Annotated in this window: 18 protein-coding genes; 9 read left to right on the forward strand and 9 right to left on the reverse strand. The window is 42.2% G+C overall.

Features of this window, described 5'->3' with window-relative positions; all coding sequences use genetic code 11:
- Nucleotides 1-109: 109 nt before the first annotated feature.
- From V7K25_RS07230 to V7K25_RS07250, 5 genes are all read left to right on the forward strand, one after another.
- Nucleotides 110-1,018, forward strand: coding sequence for a hypothetical protein (locus tag V7K25_RS07230; RefSeq protein WP_335156453.1), 909 nt, complete (start codon nucleotides 110-112; stop codon nucleotides 1,016-1,018).
- 20 nt (nucleotides 1,019-1,038) lie between these two features.
- Nucleotides 1,039-2,010 carry an RNA polymerase sigma factor, RpoD/SigA family gene (locus tag V7K25_RS07235; RefSeq protein WP_335156455.1) on the forward strand — a complete coding sequence of 324 codons (972 nt, stop codon included), beginning with the start codon at nucleotides 1,039-1,041 and terminating at the stop codon, nucleotides 2,008-2,010.
- Nucleotides 2,011-2,141: 131 nt separating this feature from the next.
- Nucleotides 2,142-3,701 (forward strand): efflux RND transporter periplasmic adaptor subunit, encoded by a 1,560-nt coding sequence (locus V7K25_RS07240; RefSeq protein ID WP_335156457.1) that lies wholly within the window; start codon nucleotides 2,142-2,144, stop codon nucleotides 3,699-3,701.
- Nucleotides 3,698-6,802: an efflux RND transporter permease subunit gene (locus V7K25_RS07245; RefSeq protein WP_335156459.1), complete on the forward strand. Its 3,105-nt coding sequence runs from the start codon at nucleotides 3,698-3,700 to the stop codon at nucleotides 6,800-6,802. Before V7K25_RS07240 ends, V7K25_RS07245 begins: the two co-directional genes overlap by 4 nt.
- Before the next feature lie 199 nt (nucleotides 6,803-7,001).
- Nucleotides 7,002-10,118: an efflux RND transporter permease subunit gene (locus V7K25_RS07250; protein ID WP_335156461.1), complete on the forward strand. Its 3,117-nt coding sequence runs from the start codon at nucleotides 7,002-7,004 to the stop codon at nucleotides 10,116-10,118.
- Nucleotides 10,119-10,698: 580 nt separating this feature from the next.
- Here the strand turns inward: V7K25_RS07250 and V7K25_RS07255 are convergent.
- From V7K25_RS07255 to V7K25_RS07275, 5 genes are all read right to left on the reverse strand, one after another.
- Nucleotides 10,699-11,601 (reverse strand): glycine betaine ABC transporter substrate-binding protein, encoded by a 903-nt coding sequence (locus V7K25_RS07255; RefSeq protein ID WP_335156463.1) that lies wholly within the window; start codon nucleotides 11,599-11,601, stop codon nucleotides 10,699-10,701.
- On the reverse strand, nucleotides 11,601-12,233 hold the full coding sequence (locus V7K25_RS07260) for an ABC transporter permease (RefSeq protein ID WP_229556390.1): 633 nt from the start codon (nucleotides 12,231-12,233) through the stop codon (nucleotides 11,601-11,603). The genes V7K25_RS07255 and V7K25_RS07260 overlap by 1 nt, the downstream gene beginning before the upstream one ends.
- Complete coding sequence (locus V7K25_RS07265; protein WP_335156466.1) at nucleotides 12,230-12,988, reverse strand: ATP-binding cassette domain-containing protein; 759 nt, start codon at nucleotides 12,986-12,988, stop codon at nucleotides 12,230-12,232. Before V7K25_RS07265 ends, V7K25_RS07260 begins: the two co-directional genes overlap by 4 nt.
- A 95-nt stretch (nucleotides 12,989-13,083) precedes the next feature.
- Nucleotides 13,084-13,479, reverse strand: a complete 396-nt coding sequence (locus V7K25_RS07270; RefSeq protein WP_335156468.1) for a hypothetical protein — start codon at nucleotides 13,477-13,479, stop codon at nucleotides 13,084-13,086.
- A 135-nt stretch (nucleotides 13,480-13,614) separates the two neighbouring features.
- Nucleotides 13,615-13,848, reverse strand: a complete 234-nt coding sequence (locus tag V7K25_RS07275) for a hypothetical protein (RefSeq protein ID WP_335156470.1) — start codon at nucleotides 13,846-13,848, stop codon at nucleotides 13,615-13,617.
- Between V7K25_RS07275 and V7K25_RS07280 the strand changes: the two genes are divergently transcribed.
- The 3 genes from V7K25_RS07280 to V7K25_RS07290 all read left to right on the forward strand — a co-directional run bounded on the left by V7K25_RS07280 (nucleotide 13,835) and on the right by V7K25_RS07290 (nucleotide 15,020).
- A complete protein-coding gene (locus tag V7K25_RS07280) occupies nucleotides 13,835-14,116 on the forward strand; it encodes a DUF433 domain-containing protein (protein ID WP_335156472.1) in 282 nt (93 codons plus the stop codon). The genes V7K25_RS07275 and V7K25_RS07280 overlap by 14 nt on opposite strands.
- Entirely contained in the window at nucleotides 14,113-14,274 is a 162-nt protein-coding gene (locus V7K25_RS07285; RefSeq protein WP_335156474.1) for a hypothetical protein, read from the forward strand. The genes V7K25_RS07280 and V7K25_RS07285 overlap by 4 nt, the downstream gene beginning before the upstream one ends.
- A 131-nt stretch (nucleotides 14,275-14,405) precedes the next feature.
- Nucleotides 14,406-15,020, forward strand: a complete 615-nt coding sequence (locus V7K25_RS07290; protein WP_335156476.1) for a hypothetical protein — start codon at nucleotides 14,406-14,408, stop codon at nucleotides 15,018-15,020.
- 103 nt (nucleotides 15,021-15,123) lie between these two features.
- Here V7K25_RS07290 and V7K25_RS07295 read toward each other — a convergent pair whose 3' ends face one another.
- The 3 genes from V7K25_RS07295 to V7K25_RS07305 all read right to left on the reverse strand — a co-directional run bounded on the left by V7K25_RS07295 (nucleotide 15,124) and on the right by V7K25_RS07305 (nucleotide 18,717).
- Complete coding sequence (locus V7K25_RS07295; protein WP_335156478.1) at nucleotides 15,124-17,052, reverse strand: ABC-F family ATP-binding cassette domain-containing protein; 1,929 nt, start codon at nucleotides 17,050-17,052, stop codon at nucleotides 15,124-15,126.
- Between the two features lie 179 nt (nucleotides 17,053-17,231).
- Nucleotides 17,232-17,648: a DUF1824 family protein gene (locus V7K25_RS07300; protein ID WP_335156480.1), complete on the reverse strand. Its 417-nt coding sequence runs from the start codon at nucleotides 17,646-17,648 to the stop codon at nucleotides 17,232-17,234.
- A gap of 193 nt (nucleotides 17,649-17,841) precedes the next feature.
- A complete protein-coding gene (locus V7K25_RS07305; RefSeq protein ID WP_442948070.1) occupies nucleotides 17,842-18,717 on the reverse strand; it encodes a prohibitin family protein in 876 nt (291 codons plus the stop codon).
- Between the two features lie 403 nt (nucleotides 18,718-19,120).
- Between V7K25_RS07305 and V7K25_RS07310 the strand changes: the two genes are divergently transcribed.
- On the forward strand, nucleotides 19,121-20,662 hold the full coding sequence (locus V7K25_RS07310; protein WP_335156483.1) for a phytoene desaturase family protein: 1,542 nt from the start codon (nucleotides 19,121-19,123) through the stop codon (nucleotides 20,660-20,662).
- Here V7K25_RS07310 and V7K25_RS07315 read toward each other — a convergent pair.
- Nucleotides 20,649-21,323, reverse strand: a complete 675-nt coding sequence (locus V7K25_RS07315) for a hypothetical protein (RefSeq protein ID WP_335156485.1) — start codon at nucleotides 21,321-21,323, stop codon at nucleotides 20,649-20,651. The genes V7K25_RS07310 and V7K25_RS07315 overlap by 14 nt on opposite strands.
- Nucleotides 21,324-21,595 lie beyond the last annotated feature (272 nt).

A 21,595-nucleotide genomic window follows, 5' to 3' on the forward strand; every position in this document is an offset into this window, starting at 1 on the left:
CAAATTGATTCAGTCGGGGGACAATCATCTTAGTTTACAGCGTGGGAAATAAGTATACGGATACCTTTGACAATTATCCTCAATAAGTCTGGAAGTGTATCTTTCAATTATGCCAACCCACAAAGCCCAACAACTTCAAATTGGTGAACCAGTCCCAGGTCTAAAAATCCTGGTTCAACTCAGTAACACTCCTTTAGTGCGGATAGCCATAGCTATGATTACCCGCCATCAGCTAGCGCTCGTTGGGCTTGTATTTGTTGCCACTCTAGTTTTTTCTATGCAAGAAAACGCTCCCTGGCTGACAGTACCTAAACAGGTAGCGATTGAATTCTTTTCTGCTGTATCCCAGTCCCTAGCTGCTTTATTGGGGGTGTTAATTGTTTTTCTCACCTTTACTAGTCAGTTGATCGCTCAAAGGAGATATGAAGATTACTATACACTTCAGATTCAGATTGACCAACTCATTCGTTTAACTCAGTCTCTTCCCCCCGAACTAAGTAATTTTGAAGAAGCTCTGATAGCATTGATTAACTATTTAGTTCCCTTGCATTTAAATGATTTCCCAATCTGGGCAACTAACTCTCAGGTGCTACCTTGGGACAAGCTTTTAGATAATTTCAAGAATGAACATGAATTGATGCAAGTGCAGCAACAATTATCATTAGCTACTCATCTGCACCAACAACAAATTCTACTGGTCATCAATAATATGGGGGAAATCCTGGAAAGATTTTCCAGGCTTTACAATCGCATCCTAGAGATGAGTCGTTTTATTCTGGCCATCGTTAAGTTGTCCTTTCTGCTGGGAGTTTCCCTTTTATTTTTGCTGTTATTTGGCATTATCGATTTGCAAAGGAAGTTTCCCGATATCAGCCTACCCGTAATTGTTTCTTTAGCAATTTGGGTATTGATTGCTCTGTTAGAGCTAGTGCTTGATACCTGGTTTTTTTATAAAAACCTCTATGGCTCGTCGAGTCACTATCTACGGTTTTTCCCGAATAAAAAATACCCTAATTAATAGGCAGAGGCTAACTCACTATGAGTAACTTAACATCATTCCCAGAGACTAAAGCTATTAACACAAGCAAAGCTTCCACTGATACAGTCCGTGCTTATCTTCAAGAAATTAGTCGGGTACCTCTGTTGACTCAGGAGCAAGAAGTTTTTTTTGCCAAACAAGTTCAGCAGATGATGAAAATACTTGCTGAATCAGAAAAACTGACTGTTGAATTAAAGCGTACGCCCACACTGTCAGAATGGGCTAACCAGATGCAGTTAAGTGAACAGGAACTACTTCAGCAGCTAAATCAAGGGAAGAAAGCCAAGCAGAAAATGATGGCGTCTAATCTCCGGCTTGTGGTGTCAATTGCCAAGCAATATCAGAGACGGAACTTAGAGCTAATGGATTTAATTCAAGAAGGTACATTAGGTTTGGAGAGAGGAGTTGAGAAATTCAATCCGGCTCTAGGATACAGATTTTCAACCTACGTTTACTGGTGGATTCGTCAAGGAATAACCAGAGCGATCGCCCAACAAGGACGCGCGATTCGATTACCAATGCACATCAACGAAAAGTTAAATAAAATTAAGCGCGTTCAGCGAGAGTTATCTCAAAAAATGGGACGTATTCCTACCACTATAGAAATTGCTCATGCACTTTCTTTAGAGCCTAGTCAAATTCGAGAATATCTAGCTTTGGCTCGTACAACTATCTCTCTTGAACTTCGAGTTGGGTCAGATAAAGAGATGAAATTAGAAGATTTAATAGAAGATTATAGATATTCTGAAAATGGCTATACTACTGAGCAATATCTCAATGATGAAGTTGAAGGCTTATTGTCAAGCTTGTCCAGACAACAACAAGAAATCTTAAAATTGCACTTTGGATTGACAGATGGACAGGAATTTACTCTAGAAGAGATTGGTCAGCGAATAGGTATTAGTCGGGAACGCGTTAGACAGATAGAAAAACAAGCTCTACAAATTCTATATCGGCAGTTAAACAAGTAATAAATAAACATACAGATAAGTACATATTAAAGTACTTAAGATGAGGAAATATTTCGAGTATGATTCCCTAAAAGGCGTACTTCTGCCTTCTGAAGCCTAGATATTTACAATAAAATCCATTGGAGGTTCTGATGAACCATGAAATTAAAATTTCTAACGATAATTTGACTGAGAACAGTATAGAACCAGAGCTACCGCGATCGCCAAAAAAGAAAAAGATTCGTTTGGTAATTTTGGGCGTGCTGTTGCTGGCTGGATTGGGTTTTTTTGGTATCCATGCAGGTGCAGCCAAGTCAGACAAATCTGAAAAATCTGGGCGTAATCGGCAGCAAATGACACCTGTAACTGTAGCAATGGTGACACAAAAAACGGTTCCGTTACAACTACAGGCGATCGGTAATGTGCAAGCGGGGTCTACAGTATCGATTACGCCCCAAGCTAGTGGACGGATTGTTGGCGTTTATTTCAAAAAAGGTCAAGATGTAAAAAAGGGACAACTTTTGTTTACCCTAGATGACCGATCGCAAGCTGCTGCAATCCAGCAAGCTCAAGGAACTGTAGCAAAAGACCAAGCCTCGGTACAACAAGCTAGAGATGGATTAACTAGAGACTTGGGTCAGGTAGACCAAGCTAGAGCCACTTTAGTCAAAGACCAAGCTTTGGTGCGACAAGCCCAAGCGAATTTGGCCAAGGATCAAGCACAAGCAGAATTTGCTCAGGGACAGAGCGATCGCTATACTGCATTATATAAGAAAGGCGCGATTAGTTTAGATCAAGCACAGCAATACGTTTCCAATAGCAAATCGGCTACAGCAACCCTACAAGCAGATCGAGAAGCGATCGCTAATGCTGAGGCTGTTTTGAAAAGCGATCGAGTGGCGTTGACTAATGCTGGTGCAGTTGTCAAGGGCGATCAAGCTGCGATCGCTAATGCTCAAGCTGTTGTCGTTTCAGACCAAGGAGCATTAGACAATACCAAAGTGCAATTATCTTATGCCAAAATTTATGCGCCGATTGATGGTCGCGCTGGCAATATTCTGGTGACTCAGGGGAATGTGGTACAAGCTAACAGCACGACTTTGCTTGTTACCATCACCCAAGTTCGCCCGATTCAAGTTGCTTTTTCCATTCCTGAAACAAATCTGCCCCAGGTACAAAAGTATATGCAGAATGGCAAGCTGAAGGTAGATGTGACATTCCCCGATAATCCATCTCATCCAATACCAGGTGCTTTGACATTTGTCAATAATACGGTCGATAACACCACGGGGACAATTCAATTAATTGGTGACTTTGACAACACTCAGGGACACTTATTTCCTGGTCAATTTGTCAACGCAACGCTGACGCTGACTGAACAACCAAATGCAACGGTTGTTCCTTCCCAAGCCGTGCAGAATGGCCCAGATGGACAGTTTGTTTTTGTAGTTAAGCCAGACATGACGGTAGAAAATGTTCCAGTTACAGTTAGCAGCACCATTCAGGGGCTAGATGTAATTCAGAAAGGGCCGCAACCAGGCGATAAAATTGTTACCGATGGTCAAGCGAATCTCGTTTCGGGTAGCAAAATCCGCATCAAAACAGCCGGCAATGACTCAAATGCAGGTGGAAATTCTTCGAGAAGAGGAAGGGGGGCAGGCGGCAGGGAGCAGGGGGGAGAATCCCCGAAGTCAGGCGGAGGTGAATCATGAACCTTTCAGAACCATTTATCCGTCGCCCAATCATGACGACTCTGGTGATGGCAGCGATTTTGATCTTCGGTTTCATGAGTTATCGCTTGCTGCCCATCAGCGATTTACCAAGTGTAGATTATCCCACAATTCAGGTAAGTGCTTCTCGACCGGGAGCCAGCCCGGAAACAATGGCAGCATCGGTTGCCCGTCCTCTAGAAAAGCAATTTTCCAGTATTGCTGGACTTGATTCGCTCAACTCAACTAGCACTCTGGGACAGACTCAAATTACCCTGCAATTTAACCTGAGTCGGAACATTGATGATGCGGCGCAGGATGTACAAGCCGCAATATCGGGAGCATCAGGGCAAATTGCTAACGATTTACCCAATCCTCCCACCTATAGCAAAGTTAACCCCGCAGACCAACCAATTCTCTACCTTTACTTAGACTCTCCCACATTGCCGCTTTCCCAGGTAGATAATTATGCCGAGACTTATCTGGCACAAAAGCTATCTACAATCAATGGGGTAGCACAGGTAGCTGTCTACGGTTCCCAAAAGTATGCGGCTCGAATTCAACTAGATCCGCAACAATTGGCAGCACGGCAAATTGGGCTAGATCAGGTGGCGACGGCGATTCAACAAGGTAACGTCAATTTGCCTACCGGCAGTCTTTCGGGAAATCACAAGAATTTTACAGTTCAAACTAACGGACAACTTGAGGATGCGGCTGCTTATCGTCAGTTGATTGTCTCTTATAAAGATGGAATGCCCATCTATCTCAATCAACTGGGTCGGATTGTTGACAGTGTAGAAAATGACAAGGTAGCAAGCTGGTACAACAATACCCGCGCCATTATTCTCACCATTCAAAGACAGCCCGGAACCAATACGGTGCAAGTCGTAGACACGATTAAGAAATTGCTACCGACTTTGCGAGAACAGATTCCGGCATCAGTAGAAATTGGTATTCTCTATGATGCGTCTCAATCAATTCGAGATTCAGTAGATGATGTCAGATTTACTTTGATTCTGACGATCGCTCTAGTTATCTTAGTAATTTTCATCTTTTTACGGAACCTTTCGGCGACGGTGATTCCCAGTTTGGCGTTACCCGTTTCGCTGATTGGCACTTTTGCAGTGATGTATTTGCTGCACTACTCACTAGATAACCTGTCACTGATGGCGTTGACCCTTTCGGTGGGTTTCGTAGTGGATGATGCTATCGTCATGCTAGAAAATATTGTCCGTCACATGGAAATGGGGGAACGTCCCCTAGAAGCGGCGTTGAATGGGTCGAGAGAAATTGGTTTCACAATTCTGTCGATGACACTTTCCTTAGTTGCAGTGTTCATCCCCATGTTGTTCATGAGTGAAGTGCTGGGACGATTATTTCATGAATTTGCTGTGACGATCGCAGTTGCAATTCTCGTCTCTGGTTTTGTGTCTTTGACTTTGACTCCCATGTTGTGCAGCCGTTTTCTGCGTCCTGTGGATCATGCTAATCAAAGTCGGTTATATCAAGCTTCCGAATATGTATTCGATCGCTTCCTCGGTCTGTACGATTGGAGTCTCAAAAAAGTCTTAAAATATCACCGCACCACGATGATTTTATCTTTCTTTCTATTGCTGGTGACAGTTGGGTTGTTGGTGATAGTTCCCAAGGGCTTTATTCCTAGCGAAGATACCGGACAAATTACAGGCATTACCCAAGCAGCCGAGGATGCATCCTTTGATAATCTTGTCCAGCATCAGCAGACAGTTGCTAACCTGATCCGCCAAGACCCAAATGTAGATGCAGTCAACTCTAATATTGGCGCAGGAGCCAGTGCTAACGGCAGTGGGGCAGCAGTTGCAGCCAATTCTGGTAGTTTGTTTATTCGGTTAAAACCGCGATCGCAGCGCCAACTAGGAGCCGACGAAATCGTGCAAAATTTGCGAACTAAACTTGCCACTGTTCCAGGCATCCAAGTATTCTTACAAAATCCTCCAGCGATACCCATTGGCGCCGAGCAAAGCACAGGACTTTATCAACTAGCACTTCAGAGTTCTGATGTCAAACCCTTGCAGGAATATGTTCCCCAACTAGTTCTCAAGATGAAGAATTTGCCAGAACTCCAGGATGTCAACAGCGATTTACAATTTGCTTCCCAGATTCAAATTGATATTGACCGCGATAAAGCCTCAACTTATGGGATTACCGCCGAGCAAATCGAAAATACCCTCAGAAGTGCTTACGGTTCCTACCAAGTGTCAACCATCTATGCAGCGACCAATGAGTATCAGGTGATTGTGGAATTAGCACCCCAATATCAGCAAGATATCAATGCTCTGTTGACCTTATATATTAACTCCAGCACAGGAGTGGCAGTTCCTCTGAAGACATTCGCCAAACTATCTCAGGGAGTCAGCCCGTTAATGGTCAATCATAACGGTAGGATGAACGCAGCCACCATTTCCTTTAACCTCGCCCCCGGTGCGTCCTTGGGAAATGCCAACCAAAAAATTGAAGAACTGATTAATCAGGTGATTCCTAAAAGCATTAGCACCAGCTTTCAGGGCGCAAGCCAGGTGTTTCAAAGTTCACTGCCGAGTTTGGGTTTACTGTTAGCGATCGCTATCTTAGTAATTTATCTAATCCTGGGTATTCTCTATGAGGATTTCATTCACCCAATTACAATTCTTTCCGGTTTGCCATCAGCAGGTTTTGGGGCATTGTTAACGCTGATAATATTCCATGTTGAACTGAATGTTTATTCCTTCATCGGCATAATTCTCTTAGTGGGCATCGTCAAGAAAAACGGGATTATGATGGTGGATTTTGCAATTGTTGCCCAGCGAGAAGAATTGAAAAAACCGTCTGAGGCGATTTATCAAGCCTGTTTAGTGCGCTTTCGTCCGATTATGATGACGACGATGGCAGCATTAATGGGAACCTTGCCCATAGCAATCGGATTTGGGGCTGGTTCCGAATCCCGCCGTCCTTTAGGTATTGCAGTTGTGGGCGGGCTGGTGTTTTCTCAAATATTGACTCTGTATTTAACGCCTGTGTTCTATATATATATGGAATCGTGGCGGAAGAAGCTTAATCAAGTTAAGTTGCGGCGGGTATTTTCATAGGCGAGCGATCGTGATTTTTTTTAAACGAACCGCAGAGACGCGGAGGACACAGAGAGAAGAATCAAGAGAGTTTTTTACAACTACGAGCCAACTTAGAATTAAGCATTTCTTTCTTCTCTCAGTGCCCTCTGCGCCTCTGTGGTTCGTTTAAAAAATTGACTTTGACAAAGAGTTAAGCCTTAACTCAATAACAAAACCCATGAACCTTTCAGAACTCTTTATCCGTCGCCCAGTCATGACCACCTTGGTAATGATGGGTATCCTCATCTTCGGTCTGATGAGTTATCTACTATTACCCATCAGCGCCCTACCCAACGTTGAATATCCTTTTATTTCTGTCTCTGCTAGTCTCCCTGGTGCTACCCCAGAAACAATGGCATCTTCAGTTGCCGCACCCCTAGAAAGACAGTTTACCGAAATTGCCGGACTAAATTCATTCAATTCCACCAGTTCCACAGGTAGCACTAACATCTCCCTACAATTTGACTTTAGCCGCAGAGTGGAAGATGCCGCCAAAGATGTCCAGGCAGCCATCTCAGCAGCAGCAGGACAACTACCAGCCGGAATGCCTCACCCACCCACCTACCGGAAAGTTAACCCATCTGTCTCACCAATTCTCTTCCTCTATATGTATTCTGAGACACAGCCAATCTCCACAGTAGATGAATACGCAGAGGTAACAGTTGGTCAACCAATTTCGATGATTGATGGTGTTGCTCAGGTACAGGTTTTTGGTCAACAGCAATATGCAGTCCGCGTCCAGCTTGACCCGCGAGAGTTGGCATCGCGGGGAATTGGTCTAAGTCAGGTAAAAACTGCAATTCAACAGGGAAATGTCAACTTACCAACTGGCAGTCTCTCTGACACTTACAAAAGTTATACCATTCAGGCGAACGGTCAACTCACCGATGCTGCCAGCTATCGCCAGCTAATTGTAACTTACAAAAATGGTGCTACTGTGCGGCTCCAGGATTTGGGGCAGGTAATTGACAGCGAACAAAACGTCAAAGTCTCGAATCTGTATAGCGATCGCAAAGTAACAAACCGTCATTCTGTTGTTCTCGCTGTGCAGCCGCAGCCGGGAGCTAATACGGTAAATATTGTTGATGCCATCCAAGAACTTTTACCTACACTCCGCGAACAAGTTCCCAAATCTATTGAGATGGGGATTATGTACGATCGCTCCCAAACCATTCGAGCCTCTGTCAATGATGTGAAATTTACCTTGGTTCTCTCGGTTTGTCTAGTTGTCTTGGTGATTTTCTTATTTTTACGTGATATAACTGCGACGCTGATTCCCAGTTTGGCGCTACCTGTAGCGATCATTGGCACTTTTGCGGTGATGTATCTGTCAGGCTTCTCCTTAGATAACCTTTCACTCATGGCGTTGACCCTTTCCGTGGGCTTTGTCGTGGATGATGCGATCGTTGTATTAGAAAATATCGTCCGTTATCGGGAAATGGGCGAATCTCCCCTGAACGCGGCATTGAAGGGATCGAAAGAAATCAGCTTCACCATTTTGTCAATGACCCTTTCCTTAGTGGCGGTGTTCATTCCCATCATGTTTATGAGTGGAATAATCGGTAAATTATTTCATGAATTTGCCGTGACAATCGCTGTGGCAATTTTGGTTTCGGGTTTTGTTTCTCTCAGTCTCACCCCAATGTTGTGCAGTCGGTTTCTGCGTTCACATCAGCAAAGACCAAATCTGCTATATCGAGTTTTAGAACGGGCATTTGATTTATTACTGCGTGGATATGATTGGACTCTTAAACCCGTTTTAAAATACCGCCTGATGACACTTATTGGTTCTGGCATTTTGCTGGTAATGACCGTCTATCTATTCATCATCGTTCCCAAAGGATTTATTCCTACGGAAGACACCGGACAACTGATGGCGAACACCAAAGGAGCGCAAGATATTTCTTTTGATGATATGCGCCTTCACCAGCAAAAGGTTGTTGACATCATTCGTAAAGACCCCAATATTGAAGCAGTTGACTCGATTGTGGGTGCAAGTGGCCCTAACGCCTCCGTAAACTCTGGGCGAATTACGATTCGGCTCAAGCCACGTTCTCAACGTCAACTTAGTGCTGACCAAATCATTCAAGAGTTAACCCCCAAGTTGAGACGTGTAGTTGGGGTTAAGACATTCCTCCGTTCTCCGCCAGCTATTCCCATTGGTGGGCAACAAACTAATTCTACTTATCAGTTCACGTTGCAGAGTTTGAATTTACAAGACCTGCGCTTATACGTTCCTAAACTTGTAGATAAAGTCAAAGCTCTACCAGGACTCCGGGACGTTGACAGCGATTTACAACTCAGCACTCCCCAAATCCAAGTCCAAGTTGACCACAATAAAGCCGCAACCCTTGGGATTACCGCCCAACAAGTTGAACAAACCCTTAGCGCCGCTTATGGTTCTAGCCAGGTTTCTACTATTTATACCCCAAATGACCAATTCTATGTAATTTTGGAAGTAAAACCGGAGTTTCAGCGAGATCCCAGCGCCCTATCGCTACTATATGTGCAATCGAGTACTGGAAAACAGGTTCCCCTGAGTGCGATCGCTAATATCACTCAAAATGTCGGCCCTCTCACCGTTACTCACGTTGCTCAACTTCCCTCTGCAACTATCTCTTTTGATACCCTCCCAGGAACGTCTCTAAGTCAGGCTACAGATGCCATCAAGCAAGCAGCCAGTGAGCTATTACCCTCAACAATTACCCCCAGTTTTCAGGGTTCAGCCCAAACCTTCCAACAGTCCTTCAACGATTTAGGTGCGCTATTGTTGGTGTCTATTTTAGTAATTTATCTGATTCTCGGTATCCTCTATGAGGATTTCATTCACCCAATTACCATTCTTTCGGGTCTACCTTCGGCGGGTTTTGGCGCATTATTGACGCTACTGATTTTCCAGGTTGATTTAAATCTTTACTCTTTCATCGGCATCATTCTGCTAGTGGGTATTGTCAAGAAAAACGGCATTATGCTGGTGGATTTTGCCATTGAAGCGCAGCGAAAGGAAGGAAAAAATTCCTTTGACGCCATTTATGCGGCTTGCTTGACTCGCTTCCGCCCGATTATGATGACGACGATGGCAGCTTTAATTGGCACACTCCCCATTGCTCTGGGAACAGGAGTAGGTTCAGAAGCGCGTCGTCCTTTGGGGATTGCGATCGTTGGTGGATTGCTGTTTTCTCAGATATTGACTCTCTATCTAACTCCAGTGTTTTATATTTACATGGAGGCATGGCGGAAAAAGCTTGGCTCAAAAAGTACTAGAGTTAGAGAGACTTATACCAATTCTGTATGAAGATGCGCTAAACCATCTTTAAGTAAAAGAAAGAAGAAAGAAAAACGAACCGCAGTCGCGCAGCGTCTCGTTAGAGAAGGACGCAAAGTACACAAAGAAAGAAAGAAAGAAAGAAAGAAGTTAAAAGGCTTGGGCGCAGCCTCACAAAGAAATGGTATTAAGGGACTTCCAAATAAAAAAATGTTCCAAAACTGAGGCAAAAACTCTCTCTATTTCTTCTCTCTGCGTTCTCTGCGCGGCAGTCGCTCATGGGGGAAACCCCCAAGACCGCGCTGCCTTGTCTCTGTGGTTCGTTTCTTGGAATAATTTATTTCTTGGAAGTCCCTAACGATAAGGGAAGGGGCTGGGGGTTATACCAATTCAGAATTTGCAATGGGCTATGCCCCGCAACGCTTTCGCAATTCGCAATTAAAAACTTGGATATAGCACAATACGGTTCAGTTAAGGAAAATTGTAGGTTGGGTTAAGCAAAGCGCAACCCAACATTTCTGGGGCTTTCTTGGGTAACACTAAAGTTCAACCCAACCTACAAATATTCTTAACCGAGCAGTATTGACACTAACCCTTAATTAACTACAAATTATTTTAATCCTTTCGATTTGCGAAACTCCTGCACAACATCTTTAATATCACGTAATTCTCCCTCAACTAAATAATTTAACTGCCGCATTTCATCTGCCGAAATCTTTCCAGCAAGTGAAGCGATCGCATTTCTTAATTCGGGATATTTTTTTAATATTTCTTGTCGAACAATTGGCACAGGTTCGTAAGGTGGAAAATAATGTTTATCATCTTTTAAGACAACTAAACCCAATCGAGAAATCTGTCCGTCAGTGGAATTACCTGCCACCATATCTACTTGTTTTTGAATCAAAGCACGATATATTAAACCCAAATCCATAATTTGGGGAGATTTGGCAAAACGCAAATCGTAAGCTTTCGCTAATCCAGGAAAACCATCTTCCCGTTCTAAAAACTCATAGCCAAAACCGCCGCGCCATTGTGGTGTATATTGAGTCGCTTCAGAGAGAGTTTGAATGTTGTAACGCTTGGCATCATCACCCCGGACAATCATTGCAAAAGTGTTTTCAAAACCCAAGCTTGGCATCACTTCCAGATTGAATTGCTGGGAGTATGCTTGTTTTAACCTTTCATAAACTTCTTTCGGATTGTTAACTGCCTTTTGCTTTAAAATTCCAGTAAAAGCTGTGCCTGTATACTCAATATATGCATCAATTTTGCCAGCAGTAATAGCACTATGACAAACAAAAGAACCACCCAAACGGGGACGACGAGCTACTTTTAAATTAGTTGTCGCCTCAATTTGTTGTGCTAACAGTTCACCTAAAATATCTTGTTCGGTAAAATCTTTGGAAGCAACGATAATATTACCACTGCTACTATTATTTGAATTTGGCGTACAACCAGCGATTAAGAGTAATACAGCAAAAGTTAAAAAGCACAATGCTAAAATTTTTTTCATTAACTTTTAATTTTCAATTTATTCTCCATCCAGCCAATTGCAAAGTCAGCCAGTAATGCAATTGCCGCCGCCGGAACTGCACCAGCTAAAATTAACTGATCGTTCACTACTGATATACCGCGAAAAATAAATACTCCTAAACCACCTGCACCAATCGCTGCTGCAATAGTTGCAATACCAATAGCAATTACCGTTGCTACTCGCACACCTGCCAGAATTACTCCCAGTGCTAAAGGAATCTCAACTTGCAATAACAGTTGTCTATCTGTCATTCCCATACCTCTGCCAGCTTCTCTAATAGCTGGATCTACGCCAGTAATACCTGTGTAAGTGTTACGAATTATCGGCAGCAACGAATATACAATCAGGGCAACAATTGCTGGTACTGCACCAATTCCGCCAATTATCGGAACCGGAATGAGCAAGCCAAATAGTGCCAAACTTGGAATAGTTTGGAATATATTTGCTATACCGAGAATTGGTTGGCGAAGATAAGTTTTACGTGTAATTAAAATACCTAATGGAATGCCTACAAGTATGGCAATTCCAATTGCTATGCCTACCAAAAATAAGTGTTCTAGAGTATGCTGAAGAATTTCTGGGGCATACTTAATGAGGAAGAAATTTTTCATAGAGTATCTTGCAAGGTATGCAGACATTGGAGAAAGGCAAGGCTTTCTGGATGTTGCGATCGCATAAATTCATCCTTTGCCTCCAATACTACCAATTCTCCCCCATACATTAAACCAATTCTTGATGCCAACACAAATGCTTCTTGTATATCGTGGGTGACAAACACAACTGTCTTGCCCAATTCTTGCTGCAAATGCCGAAACTCTTGTTGTAGTTCTAGGCGCGTAATCGGATCGAGTGCGCCAAAGGGTTCATCCATCAACAACACTGGCGGATCTGCTGCTAAAGCCCTAGCTACACCAACTCTTTGCCTTTGTCCTCCCGAAAGTTCGTTCGGGTAACGTCCGGCGAATTGTGCTGGTTCTAAGCCTACTAATTGCAATAATTCATAAACCCGCGTTTTAATTTTTTTCGGTTGCCAACCTTCTAAAGCTGGGACTAAACCCACATTGCGTTCAACTGTAAAATGGGGAAATAAACCAATTTCTTGAATGACGTAACCAATTTTTCGCCGCAGTTTAATTTCATCCCATTCAGTTGTGGGAATACCATCAAATAAAACTTCGCCTTGTGTAGGTGTAAATAGGCGATTAATTAACTTCATTGTGGTAGTTTTGCCGCTACCACTGCGCCCAAGTAATACCAGTGCTTCTCCTTGGCGGATGGTGAAATTGAGATTTGACACCAATGGGCGATGATTGCGGCTAAAGGTAACATCGCGGAATTCAACGGCAATTTGGTTATTTTGCGGCATGAGTGGCTTTTGATGGACGCTAGCTATTGTATTATGTGCTGATTTTGCTAACGTGCTAACGCCCAAGTTGCCCAAGGCTTTTGTTTTAAGCTGGTTTATGCAATTTTAGCATTTTCTTCTGATGCTTGTTCGGCAACATTTTTCAAGCGGCTCGACCTGATTTTGCGGATGCGATCGCTACTACGAACACCACCCGCCATCTCATACTCACAACTATCTTTACCGTACTTAATAGCAACTACCATCAGCATCTTTTCTGAAAGCTGACTCAAGTTTTTTTCCATCTCTTCAATTTCAGTTTTAGAAGAGTCAACTACAGACAGAGCAGTATTATAAACATCAATTTTGTTGCGTAACTGGTCGATTGACTCAACTAATTTTTCCAGCCTATAATTTTCATCAAATTTGATATTTGGAACAATAGATTTCAGTCCGGCGGATCTTAACTGAGCTTTTTCTAAAACACGGGATGTGCGTTTTTTACGAGACATAAAATTAGTCCTTTAAGATGCTGCTAGAGCTATCTTGCCTCAGTTAAATTACATTCCGGTTCAGTAAAACTCGCAATTTTTTTTACTAAAGTTTTGATTGATAGCAGTAATCTTTCGTAACTTAATTAGGAGATATTAGTATTTATAAGCTCCCATAAGTTCTGTAGCTGTTCCCATAAGTTCTGTAGCTACTCCCATAAGTTCTGTAGCTACTCCCATAAGTTCTGTAGCTGTTCCCATAAGTTCTGTAGCTACTCCCATAAGTTCTGTAGCTGTTCCCATAAGTTCTGTAGCTGTTCCCATAAGTTCTGTAGCTGTTCCCGTAAGTTCTGTAGCTGTTCCCGTAAGTTGGGGAGTGCATATTGGCACACTGATTAACCATAATCCTGAAATACACGGTGGTTGTCCGATTATTGCTGGTACAGGCGTGACAGTCAGGCGCATAGCCATCTGGTACAAACAAGGTTATAGCGCCGAAGAGATTGCAGATCAAATTAGTCATCTGACCTTAGCGCAGGTTTATGCAGCTTTAGCTTATTATCATGCTAACCGCGACCAAATTGACGCTGACATTGCAGCAGAAGAGGCAGAGGGAGACAGATTAGAGAAACTGCATAAAACTCAAAAACTTTCATGAGCCGAATTCGCTTGTATATGGATGAAGATTCTACCGCACGTTCTCTAGTTCTGGCTTTACAAAATCGTGGTGTAGATGTGATTACAAGTCTAAATTTGAATAGGCTGGGATATACCGATGAAGAACAGCTAACATGGGCAACAGAGAAATGTTTGTAAATTAGATACCCAGCATTCAGCGCTGTTGTTAGAGAATTGGGTTGAGTAGCTGTAAAAGGCGATCGCACTTTGCCTAAAACTATATATAAATATTGTAGAGTGGTGTATGTCATCCACACGTAAATTACTATATGAATCGTCCCCGAATCATTCAACCTAGTCAAAGCTATACATTCAGCAAATATTTTGAACTTCCGTTTTCCCCAGAAGATATTCTTGCTGAATTTGGCTGTTCTTATAAACGTGAACGGTTACAATTACCAAAAACAGAATTTAACTCTGAGATAATTGCAGAATTACACCGAGTCATTGAGCGTAACCTCCGACGTGTCAAGCTACTTAGTGAAGATGCACGCAAGCAAGCAATTATCGCACCAATATTACTAGAGGTTTGCGAAATTGCCCAAACCCAATTGAATATTGAGTATCCCATTAGTGTTAGCGACCAACTAAAAGGCAGCTTGGATTATTACATTGATAAAGGTAAAGGCTTGTTAGTGATTGAAGCAAAACAAGCAGATTTAAGTAGAGGATTTACACAATTAGCAGTTGAACTGATTGCACTCGATCAATGGATAAATTCAGATTTACCAGTTCTTTATGGGTCTGTAACTACTGGTGAAGATTGGCGATTTGCAATATACAACCGTCAAGAAAAACAGATAGCGGAAGACCTCAAATTATATCGAGTTCCTGAAGAATTAACTGAATTAACTTATATTTTAGTTGGTATATTGAGCAATTAGCATTAATATACAAAAATAGAAATTAAAATAATCCTAAAGAAGACTGATTGTAGAGACGGCGATTCATCGCGTCTCCTATCTTAATTCACGTCATGTTAAAAAATTAAGACTCCATCTCAGCCAACTCTAACCACCGTTCAGTCGCCACATCGATCGCGTGCTTGAGCTTTTCTACCTGATTGTACAATTTCTGCACTTCGCTATAATTCCCCGGTGAGACATTCCCTAGTGTTTTCTCCGTTTCCGCTTTCTCAGCCTCTAACTTGGCAATTTTACCTTCCAACTGCTCAAATTCTTTTTTCTCCCAATTGGATAACCTCCGCCGCTTGTTATTCTCTACATCCTTGAGTGAAGATGCACCATTTTGGACTTCGACATTTTTAGGCTTCTCCTTAGTGTTAGCAGCTTGTTGCTGTGCCTCTTCAGCCTTCTTATAATCCAGATAAATCGAGTAATTACCGGGATATTGCCGGAGATTACCGCCTTCCTCAAAGGAAAATACTGTGTCGATAGTGCGATCGAGAAAGTAGCGATCGTGAGAAACTACAATTACACACCCGACAAAATCCTCTAAATAATCCTCTAGTACTGCCAATGTTTGAACATCTAAATCGTTTGTCGGTTCATCTAAAATCAACACATTAGGCGCACTCATCAAAACCCGCAACAGAAATAAACGGCGTTTTTCACCACCAGAAAGTTTATTAATTGGGGCATACTGTTGATTACCAGGAAACAAAAACCGCTCCAACATTTGCGAAGCAGTAATTTGAGTCCCATCGGTAATTTTGATAAATTCTCCTTCTTCTTTGATGTAGTCAATCACGCGCTGATTTTCGTTTAAAGCTGTGAGCAATTCTTCAGAATGTTGGTCAAAATAACCGATGTGAATTGTAGTCCCAATTTCTGCAATACCTGAATCTGGCTTAATCTGACCAGTAATAATATCCATTAAAGTGGATTTACCAGCACCATTAGCACCGATAATGCCGATGCGGTCTTCTGGGCTAAATTCGTAGGTGAAATTATTAATCAGGGTGCGTCCATCATAAGCTTTAGAAATGTTATCTAATTCAATAACTTTTTTGCCAATGCGACGACCAACTGTAGAAATATCAACTTTACCCTGAACTTGTTTAAATTCAGTATCCCGCAGAGCATGAGCGCGGTCAATTCTCGCTTTTTGCTTAGTACTTCTGGCTTTCGGCCCTTTTTTGAGCCATTCCAACTCGCGCCGCAACAAGCCTTGGTATTTACGTTGACTACTGACGGCAGATTCTTCAGCTAAAGCTTTCTTTTCCAGGTAATATGAATAGTTACCTGTATAGGTGTAAATGTCGCCTCGGTCGATTTCAACGATCCGATTGGTAACGCGATCTAGAAAGTAGCGATCGTGGGTGATGAGAAAAAGTGCGCCGCGATAGCGATTTAAATAACTTTGTAGCCATTCTACAGAAAGAGCATCAAGATGGTTTGTCGGCTCATCCATGAGCAAAACATCTGGTTCTGCTAGCAACGCTGATGCTAAAGCAATCCGCTTGCGATAGCCTCCAGACAAAGTGCCTATCTTGGCGTCAAAGTCAGAAATTCCTAATTTAGTAAGGATGATTTTAGCATTAGTTTCTAATTCCCAAGCACCAGTTGTATCCATCCGTTGCATCACTACAGAAAGGCGAGACATCAGTTGGCTATCATCTGGATAGTGAGCCAATTTATCTGAGAGTTCTTCATACTCACGCACCAAAACTGTATGTTCGCCACTGTCAGCAAAAACTTGTTCTAAAACTGTGTGATTCTCATCTAAATCTGGCAACTGGGGTAAGTAGATAATTCTAGAACCAGAGTTGACTAAAATCTGACCGCTATCAATCGATTCTAACCCGGCAATCATTTTTAATAGGGTTGATTTCCCTGAACCGTTAGTACCAATTAAGCCAACTTTATCTGTAGCATCTAGGCTAAAGCTAGCATCTTTTAAAATTTCCTTAATGCCAAAGTCTTTTTTGACTGATTGTAGTGTAATAATACTCATAAGATTTAGGAATTTTTCATTGATTATTAGTTAGTAGTACAGCACGGCGTAAATGAAGCTACCATTTTAAACAAGCAAAAGCCTGAATCTACAAAAGTTTTGACTTTTGAATGCGTGAATGCGTGACTTCCGCCTTGCGGTAGTAGGTAAGGCGCATACCCTACCTACATTGCCGAATTCTATACAAATAAATCCAAGGGGAGATGTCCATACATTTCGTTGATTCCGTCTTCGTCGTAAGACTGACAAGACACTAATACGCCACGATGATGTCCAGCATAAGAATCGAGATAACACAAGCCATTTTTACCATTTAATTTGATATAAACTGGGCCTTCAGGTGTAAGTAAATTGTCTGGGGCTTCATAACCCAAAGCCAGGGAATAAGTCTTCATGGCAAGTATTCCTTTTTCTGCTGTATCAGCACAAATTCCTAAAATTTGATAATCAGCAAGTTTAGCGATCAAAATTAAGGCACTACGAATTACTAATTTTTCTGATGGCTTGAGGACAGGCGCAATGTCTAGACAGTTGAATTTATTCAGTAATTTTTTCGCTTCTTCAGCAGTGAGATTCTGAGGATTGGGGGTTGACATAAACTTCGATTATTGTCTGGTTGGTTTTTCTGTTGTGTTGAAGTTGGGACTAGTGCCGCAAGGCGGAAGTCACGCATTCACGCATTCACGCATTCAAAAAGCTTTAATTTTGGGCTTGATTGCTGTAATGAAATAGTAGGTTTATTTCCGCCAACTTGTACTAGCCCAACTTACTAAATATTATTTACTCGAATTAAGGTTGATTTTGGACATTTCCAAGGTTGAATATGAAGGGAACGCCGCTTTTTGAGTCACTACCCATAACGAGGACTTTAGGCATCTGAGCGCCCCCACTCTTCCAAGCTTCAATTGCTTCTTTTTGCAGAACTAACTGTCCTCCTTGGGCTTTGAGTGTCTCTGCTAACAGTCTTTGAGCTTCTGCCCTACCTTTAGCGCGATTTACATCTGCTTGTGCTTCTTGTTCTGCTTCCCGTGCTACATAAACGGCTCTTTGCGCCCGTTGTTCAGCAATTTGTTTTTCTTCCACTGCTCTGGCAAATTCTGGTGAGAATGCTAAATCAACTACGCTAGTATCTAACACAATTATCCCATATTTGTCTAAGCGATCGCCTAGCGCTTGATCAAAGTCTTCTTTTAACTCACTTCTTTTGGTAATTGCTTCTTCTACTGTTCTTCTAGCTGCTGCAATTTTAAATGCTTCTTGGGTCTGGGGTGCAATAATTTTCGATACAATATTCTCTAAGGTTCCTTGTTTCCTTCTAACTTCAACTACCTTGATGGGATCGAGGCGAAAGTTGATTGCAAATCTCGCAGATAAATTTTGCAAATCCTTAGTAGAACTCTCTGCTGGCACTTCAAATTTCTGGACGGTCAAATCATACACATCTATCACTGAGATAAAAGGCGGTTTTACGTGAATCCCTTCCAATAATGCCCCATCTCTCGCTTTACCTAAGATGCTGATTACTCCTGCTTGTCCTGGGTTGATAATAATAAAGGAATTTAGTCCCAAAAGCACTAGTGTTGCTAACACAATTCCTAAAACTGTGCTTTGCCAATTTCCAAATTGCTGATTTTTCAAATTCTTCTCTCCATGTAAGTTAGTCATTTCTCATTTGTCATTCGTCATTTGTCATTTGTCATGAAGAGTTATTATTTTTCTCCTTGTCTTCCTTCTCTAGCCCATAGTGCTGAGTAAAAAGTATTACTTGGGTTTGGGTAAACTCAGTTACTAGTTTAAGTTTCTCATTTGTCTGTGTGAATTAAGCCTTTAATCTGAAGAAGGCGGCAATGGCGGTTTAATGTCCAGCGTTTGTGATGATAAGCTGTTAAGTATACAACTTGCATTATCAGGGCGGGCAGGATGCCCACCCCACAATCATCTTGAAAAAATATTAGTGCAAATTAAAGGCGCAACAGCTTATTAACCAATTAGAGCGGTTTGTGGATGGAGGAGCGAATGATATTATCCAAGTTTCCACAGTTGTTTGAATTTATTGTTGCAAACATATATGCAAGTTACAGATGTAGTTGTTATTGGTAGCGGTATTGGCGGTTTGAGTTGTGCTGCTGTTTTGGCACGCTATGGCTTTGATGTAATAGTCTGCGAAAGCCACTCCATTGCTGGAGGCGCTGCCCATGCTTTTGAGCGCAATGGTTTCAAATTTGACTCGGGCCCGTCTCTCTACTCTGGACTGTCTTACAGCCCCTCTGCCAACCCTCTGCGGCAAGTCTTAGATGCAATTGGCTCGGAATTACCATGCGTAACCTATGATACTTGGGGTTGTTGTGTACCAGAAGGTGATTTTGATACGTCGGTTGGTGCGGAGCAATTTTGTGAAGTGCTGATGAAATTCCGGGGACATGATGCTGTAGCCGAATGGCAGGAACTCCAGCGTGTTATGGAACCATTCGCTAGTGCAGCAACTTCCATACCACCAGCAGCATTACGCTTTGACTTTGGTGCAGCTAGAACTGTTGGCCCCTTTATCCCATCTCTGACAAAACATCTGGCAAATATAATTAAGCTGACGGGCCCCTTTAGCCGGATTATGGATGGCGTTGTTAAAGATCCTTTTACCCGAAATTGGCTGAATTTGCTGTGTTTCCTACTTTCTGGATTGCCCGCAGATGGCACTAGCGCCGCAGAAGTAGGATTTATGTTTGCCGACTGGTATCGACCAGATGCAATACTTGAATATCCTATTGGTGGTAGTGGTGCTTTAGTTGACACCCTTGTACAAGGATTGCAGCGTCACAGAGGGAAGTTGATTCTGGGCGCTCATGTGGAAGAAGTGCTTGTAGAAGGGAATCGGGCGGTGGGTGTGCGTCTGCGCGATCGCTCCGAAATCCGAGCGCGACGGTCAGTGATTTCTAATGCATCGGTTTGGGACACACTGAAGTTACTACCAGAAAAGGCAATACCCAAACAGTACCGCGCTAAACGACAAGCAACACCTGAGTGTGATAGCTTTATGCATCTACATTTAGGCATTGATGCTCAAGGATTACAGTCAAATTTGCGGTGTCATTACATCGTAGTTAATGACTGGGAATTGGGCATAACAGCACCTCAGAATGTTGTAGTTATCTCCATCCCTTCAGTTCTCGATCCATCCCTAGCGCCACCAGGTAAGCACGTAATTCATGTTTATACTCCTGGTAATGAGCCATACTCTATCTGGCAAGGAATGGATAGAAGGAACCAAGAATACGCCGAAAAAAAGCGATCGCGTGCAGAAGTAATGTGGCAAGCGCTACAGAGGATTATTCCAGATATTCGCTCTCGTTGCGAAGTCACACTTGTTGGTACACCTCTAACTCACGAACGTTATCTCCGCCGTCACCAAGGTTCCTACGGCCCAGCAATTCAGGCTGGAAGCGCTATGTTTCCCGGCCCCAGCACACCCTTAGCAGGGCTGATGTGTTGTGGCGACTCGACATTTCCCGGCATTGGTTTACCAGCAGTCGCTGCCAGTGGACTGATTGCTGCAAATACACTTGCACCTGTTAATAAGCATTTAGCAATGCTGCAAGATATCAAGTGTATTTAATTTTTCGAGTATAAAATCTAGTTGCCAAGAGAGCCGCACCTGCCGCTAAAACTGCCAGTACACTGTCAGGTTCAGGTACGGCAGCAACTTCAGCATCAATTCTTGCAGTTCCAGCAAACAAACCTGTCAATTCAGGTTTTTGCAGAATATTAGCAAACTCTGGAGACAACAGCAATTTAACATCAGGGATGGTTAAATTTTGACCATCAAACGCCACAGGTTCTGGAAGACTCAAATCAAACAAAATTGTATTTAAAGAAAATGTATCTCTTAAAACAAATCCGCTAGCATCTTTAACGGTACGTCCTGGAACAAAACCAATTGAAAAGTCACCCACAGTAATTTGATTGTTGAAGGTAACAGTCCCAGTATGCTCAATTGTTCCTGAAAGCGGAGTAAAACCGCCCTCATCGCTGAACGTGAAGTTGCTGGCTGAATCTATGTTAAAACCAACCAAATAATTGCTGGGAATTGGTGCAACTGTATTATTACTACCTGTCAAGTTTAGTCCAATATTCCTAAGAATATCCTCGTGGTCACGATCAATGCTAGTGACTCCAGATATTACTTTAAAAGTTGCAGCTTTTACCTCTATGGGGGCAATTGATATAAAAGCTGCTGTTGTACAAGCAAGAATCACTGAAAACTGAAAAAAACGCATAAATAAAATCCCCCTTATTTTAGTAGTTAATTTTATCTAAAAAACGCTCCTTATAAAACTAAAAAAACTTTTATAAAATTTATATGAAGTAATTGTAAAACTAATAACAAAATCTCAGTCTTAGAGTTACAAATACAAAGTTATATACATGGGCATAAATAAATATCACTGCTTACAAAGAAGGATAAGGTATAAGGTATAAAGCATTAGGTGTCAAAGATGATAAAAATATAGTTACGTTTAATTATGTCTACTACCAATTATTTAGCCTT

The organism is Nostoc sp. (assembly GCF_036919495.1).
Taxonomy (GTDB): Bacteria; Cyanobacteriota; Cyanobacteriia; order Cyanobacteriales; family Nostocaceae; genus Nostoc.

Bases quoted from the DNA above. Each gene is read 5' to 3' on its own strand.
- V7K25_RS07230 (WP_335156453.1), top strand. From the start codon at position 110: ATGCCAACCCACAAAGCCCAACAACTTCAAATTGGTGAACCAGTCCCA.
- V7K25_RS07310 (WP_335156483.1), top strand. From the start codon at position 19,121: ATGCAAGTTACAGATGTAGTTGTTATTGGTAGCGGTATTGGCGGTTTG.
- V7K25_RS07235 (WP_335156455.1), top strand. From the start codon at position 1,039: ATGAGTAACTTAACATCATTCCCAGAGACTAAAGCTATTAACACAAGC.
- V7K25_RS07290 (WP_335156476.1), top strand. From the start codon at position 14,406: ATGAATCGTCCCCGAATCATTCAACCTAGTCAAAGCTATACATTCAGC.
- V7K25_RS07240 (WP_335156457.1), top strand. From the start codon at position 2,142: ATGAACCATGAAATTAAAATTTCTAACGATAATTTGACTGAGAACAGT.
- V7K25_RS07295 (WP_335156478.1), bottom strand. From the start codon at position 17,052: ATGAGTATTATTACACTACAATCAGTCAAAAAAGACTTTGGCATTAAG.
- V7K25_RS07305 (WP_442948070.1), bottom strand. From the start codon at position 18,717: ATGACTAACTTACATGGAGAGAAGAATTTGAAAAATCAGCAATTTGGA.
- V7K25_RS07315 (WP_335156485.1), bottom strand. From the start codon at position 21,323: ATGCGTTTTTTTCAGTTTTCAGTGATTCTTGCTTGTACAACAGCAGCT.
- V7K25_RS07285 (WP_335156474.1), top strand. From the start codon at position 14,113: ATGAGCCGAATTCGCTTGTATATGGATGAAGATTCTACCGCACGTTCT.
- V7K25_RS07300 (WP_335156480.1), bottom strand. From the start codon at position 17,648: ATGTCAACCCCCAATCCTCAGAATCTCACTGCTGAAGAAGCGAAAAAA.
- V7K25_RS07250 (WP_335156461.1), top strand. From the start codon at position 7,002: ATGAACCTTTCAGAACTCTTTATCCGTCGCCCAGTCATGACCACCTTG.
- V7K25_RS07245 (WP_335156459.1), top strand. From the start codon at position 3,698: ATGAACCTTTCAGAACCATTTATCCGTCGCCCAATCATGACGACTCTG.
- V7K25_RS07260 (WP_229556390.1), bottom strand. From the start codon at position 12,233: ATGAAAAATTTCTTCCTCATTAAGTATGCCCCAGAAATTCTTCAGCAT.
- V7K25_RS07270 (WP_335156468.1), bottom strand. From the start codon at position 13,479: ATGTCTCGTAAAAAACGCACATCCCGTGTTTTAGAAAAAGCTCAGTTA.
- V7K25_RS07265 (WP_335156466.1), bottom strand. From the start codon at position 12,988: ATGCCGCAAAATAACCAAATTGCCGTTGAATTCCGCGATGTTACCTTT.
- V7K25_RS07255 (WP_335156463.1), bottom strand. From the start codon at position 11,601: ATGAAAAAAATTTTAGCATTGTGCTTTTTAACTTTTGCTGTATTACTC.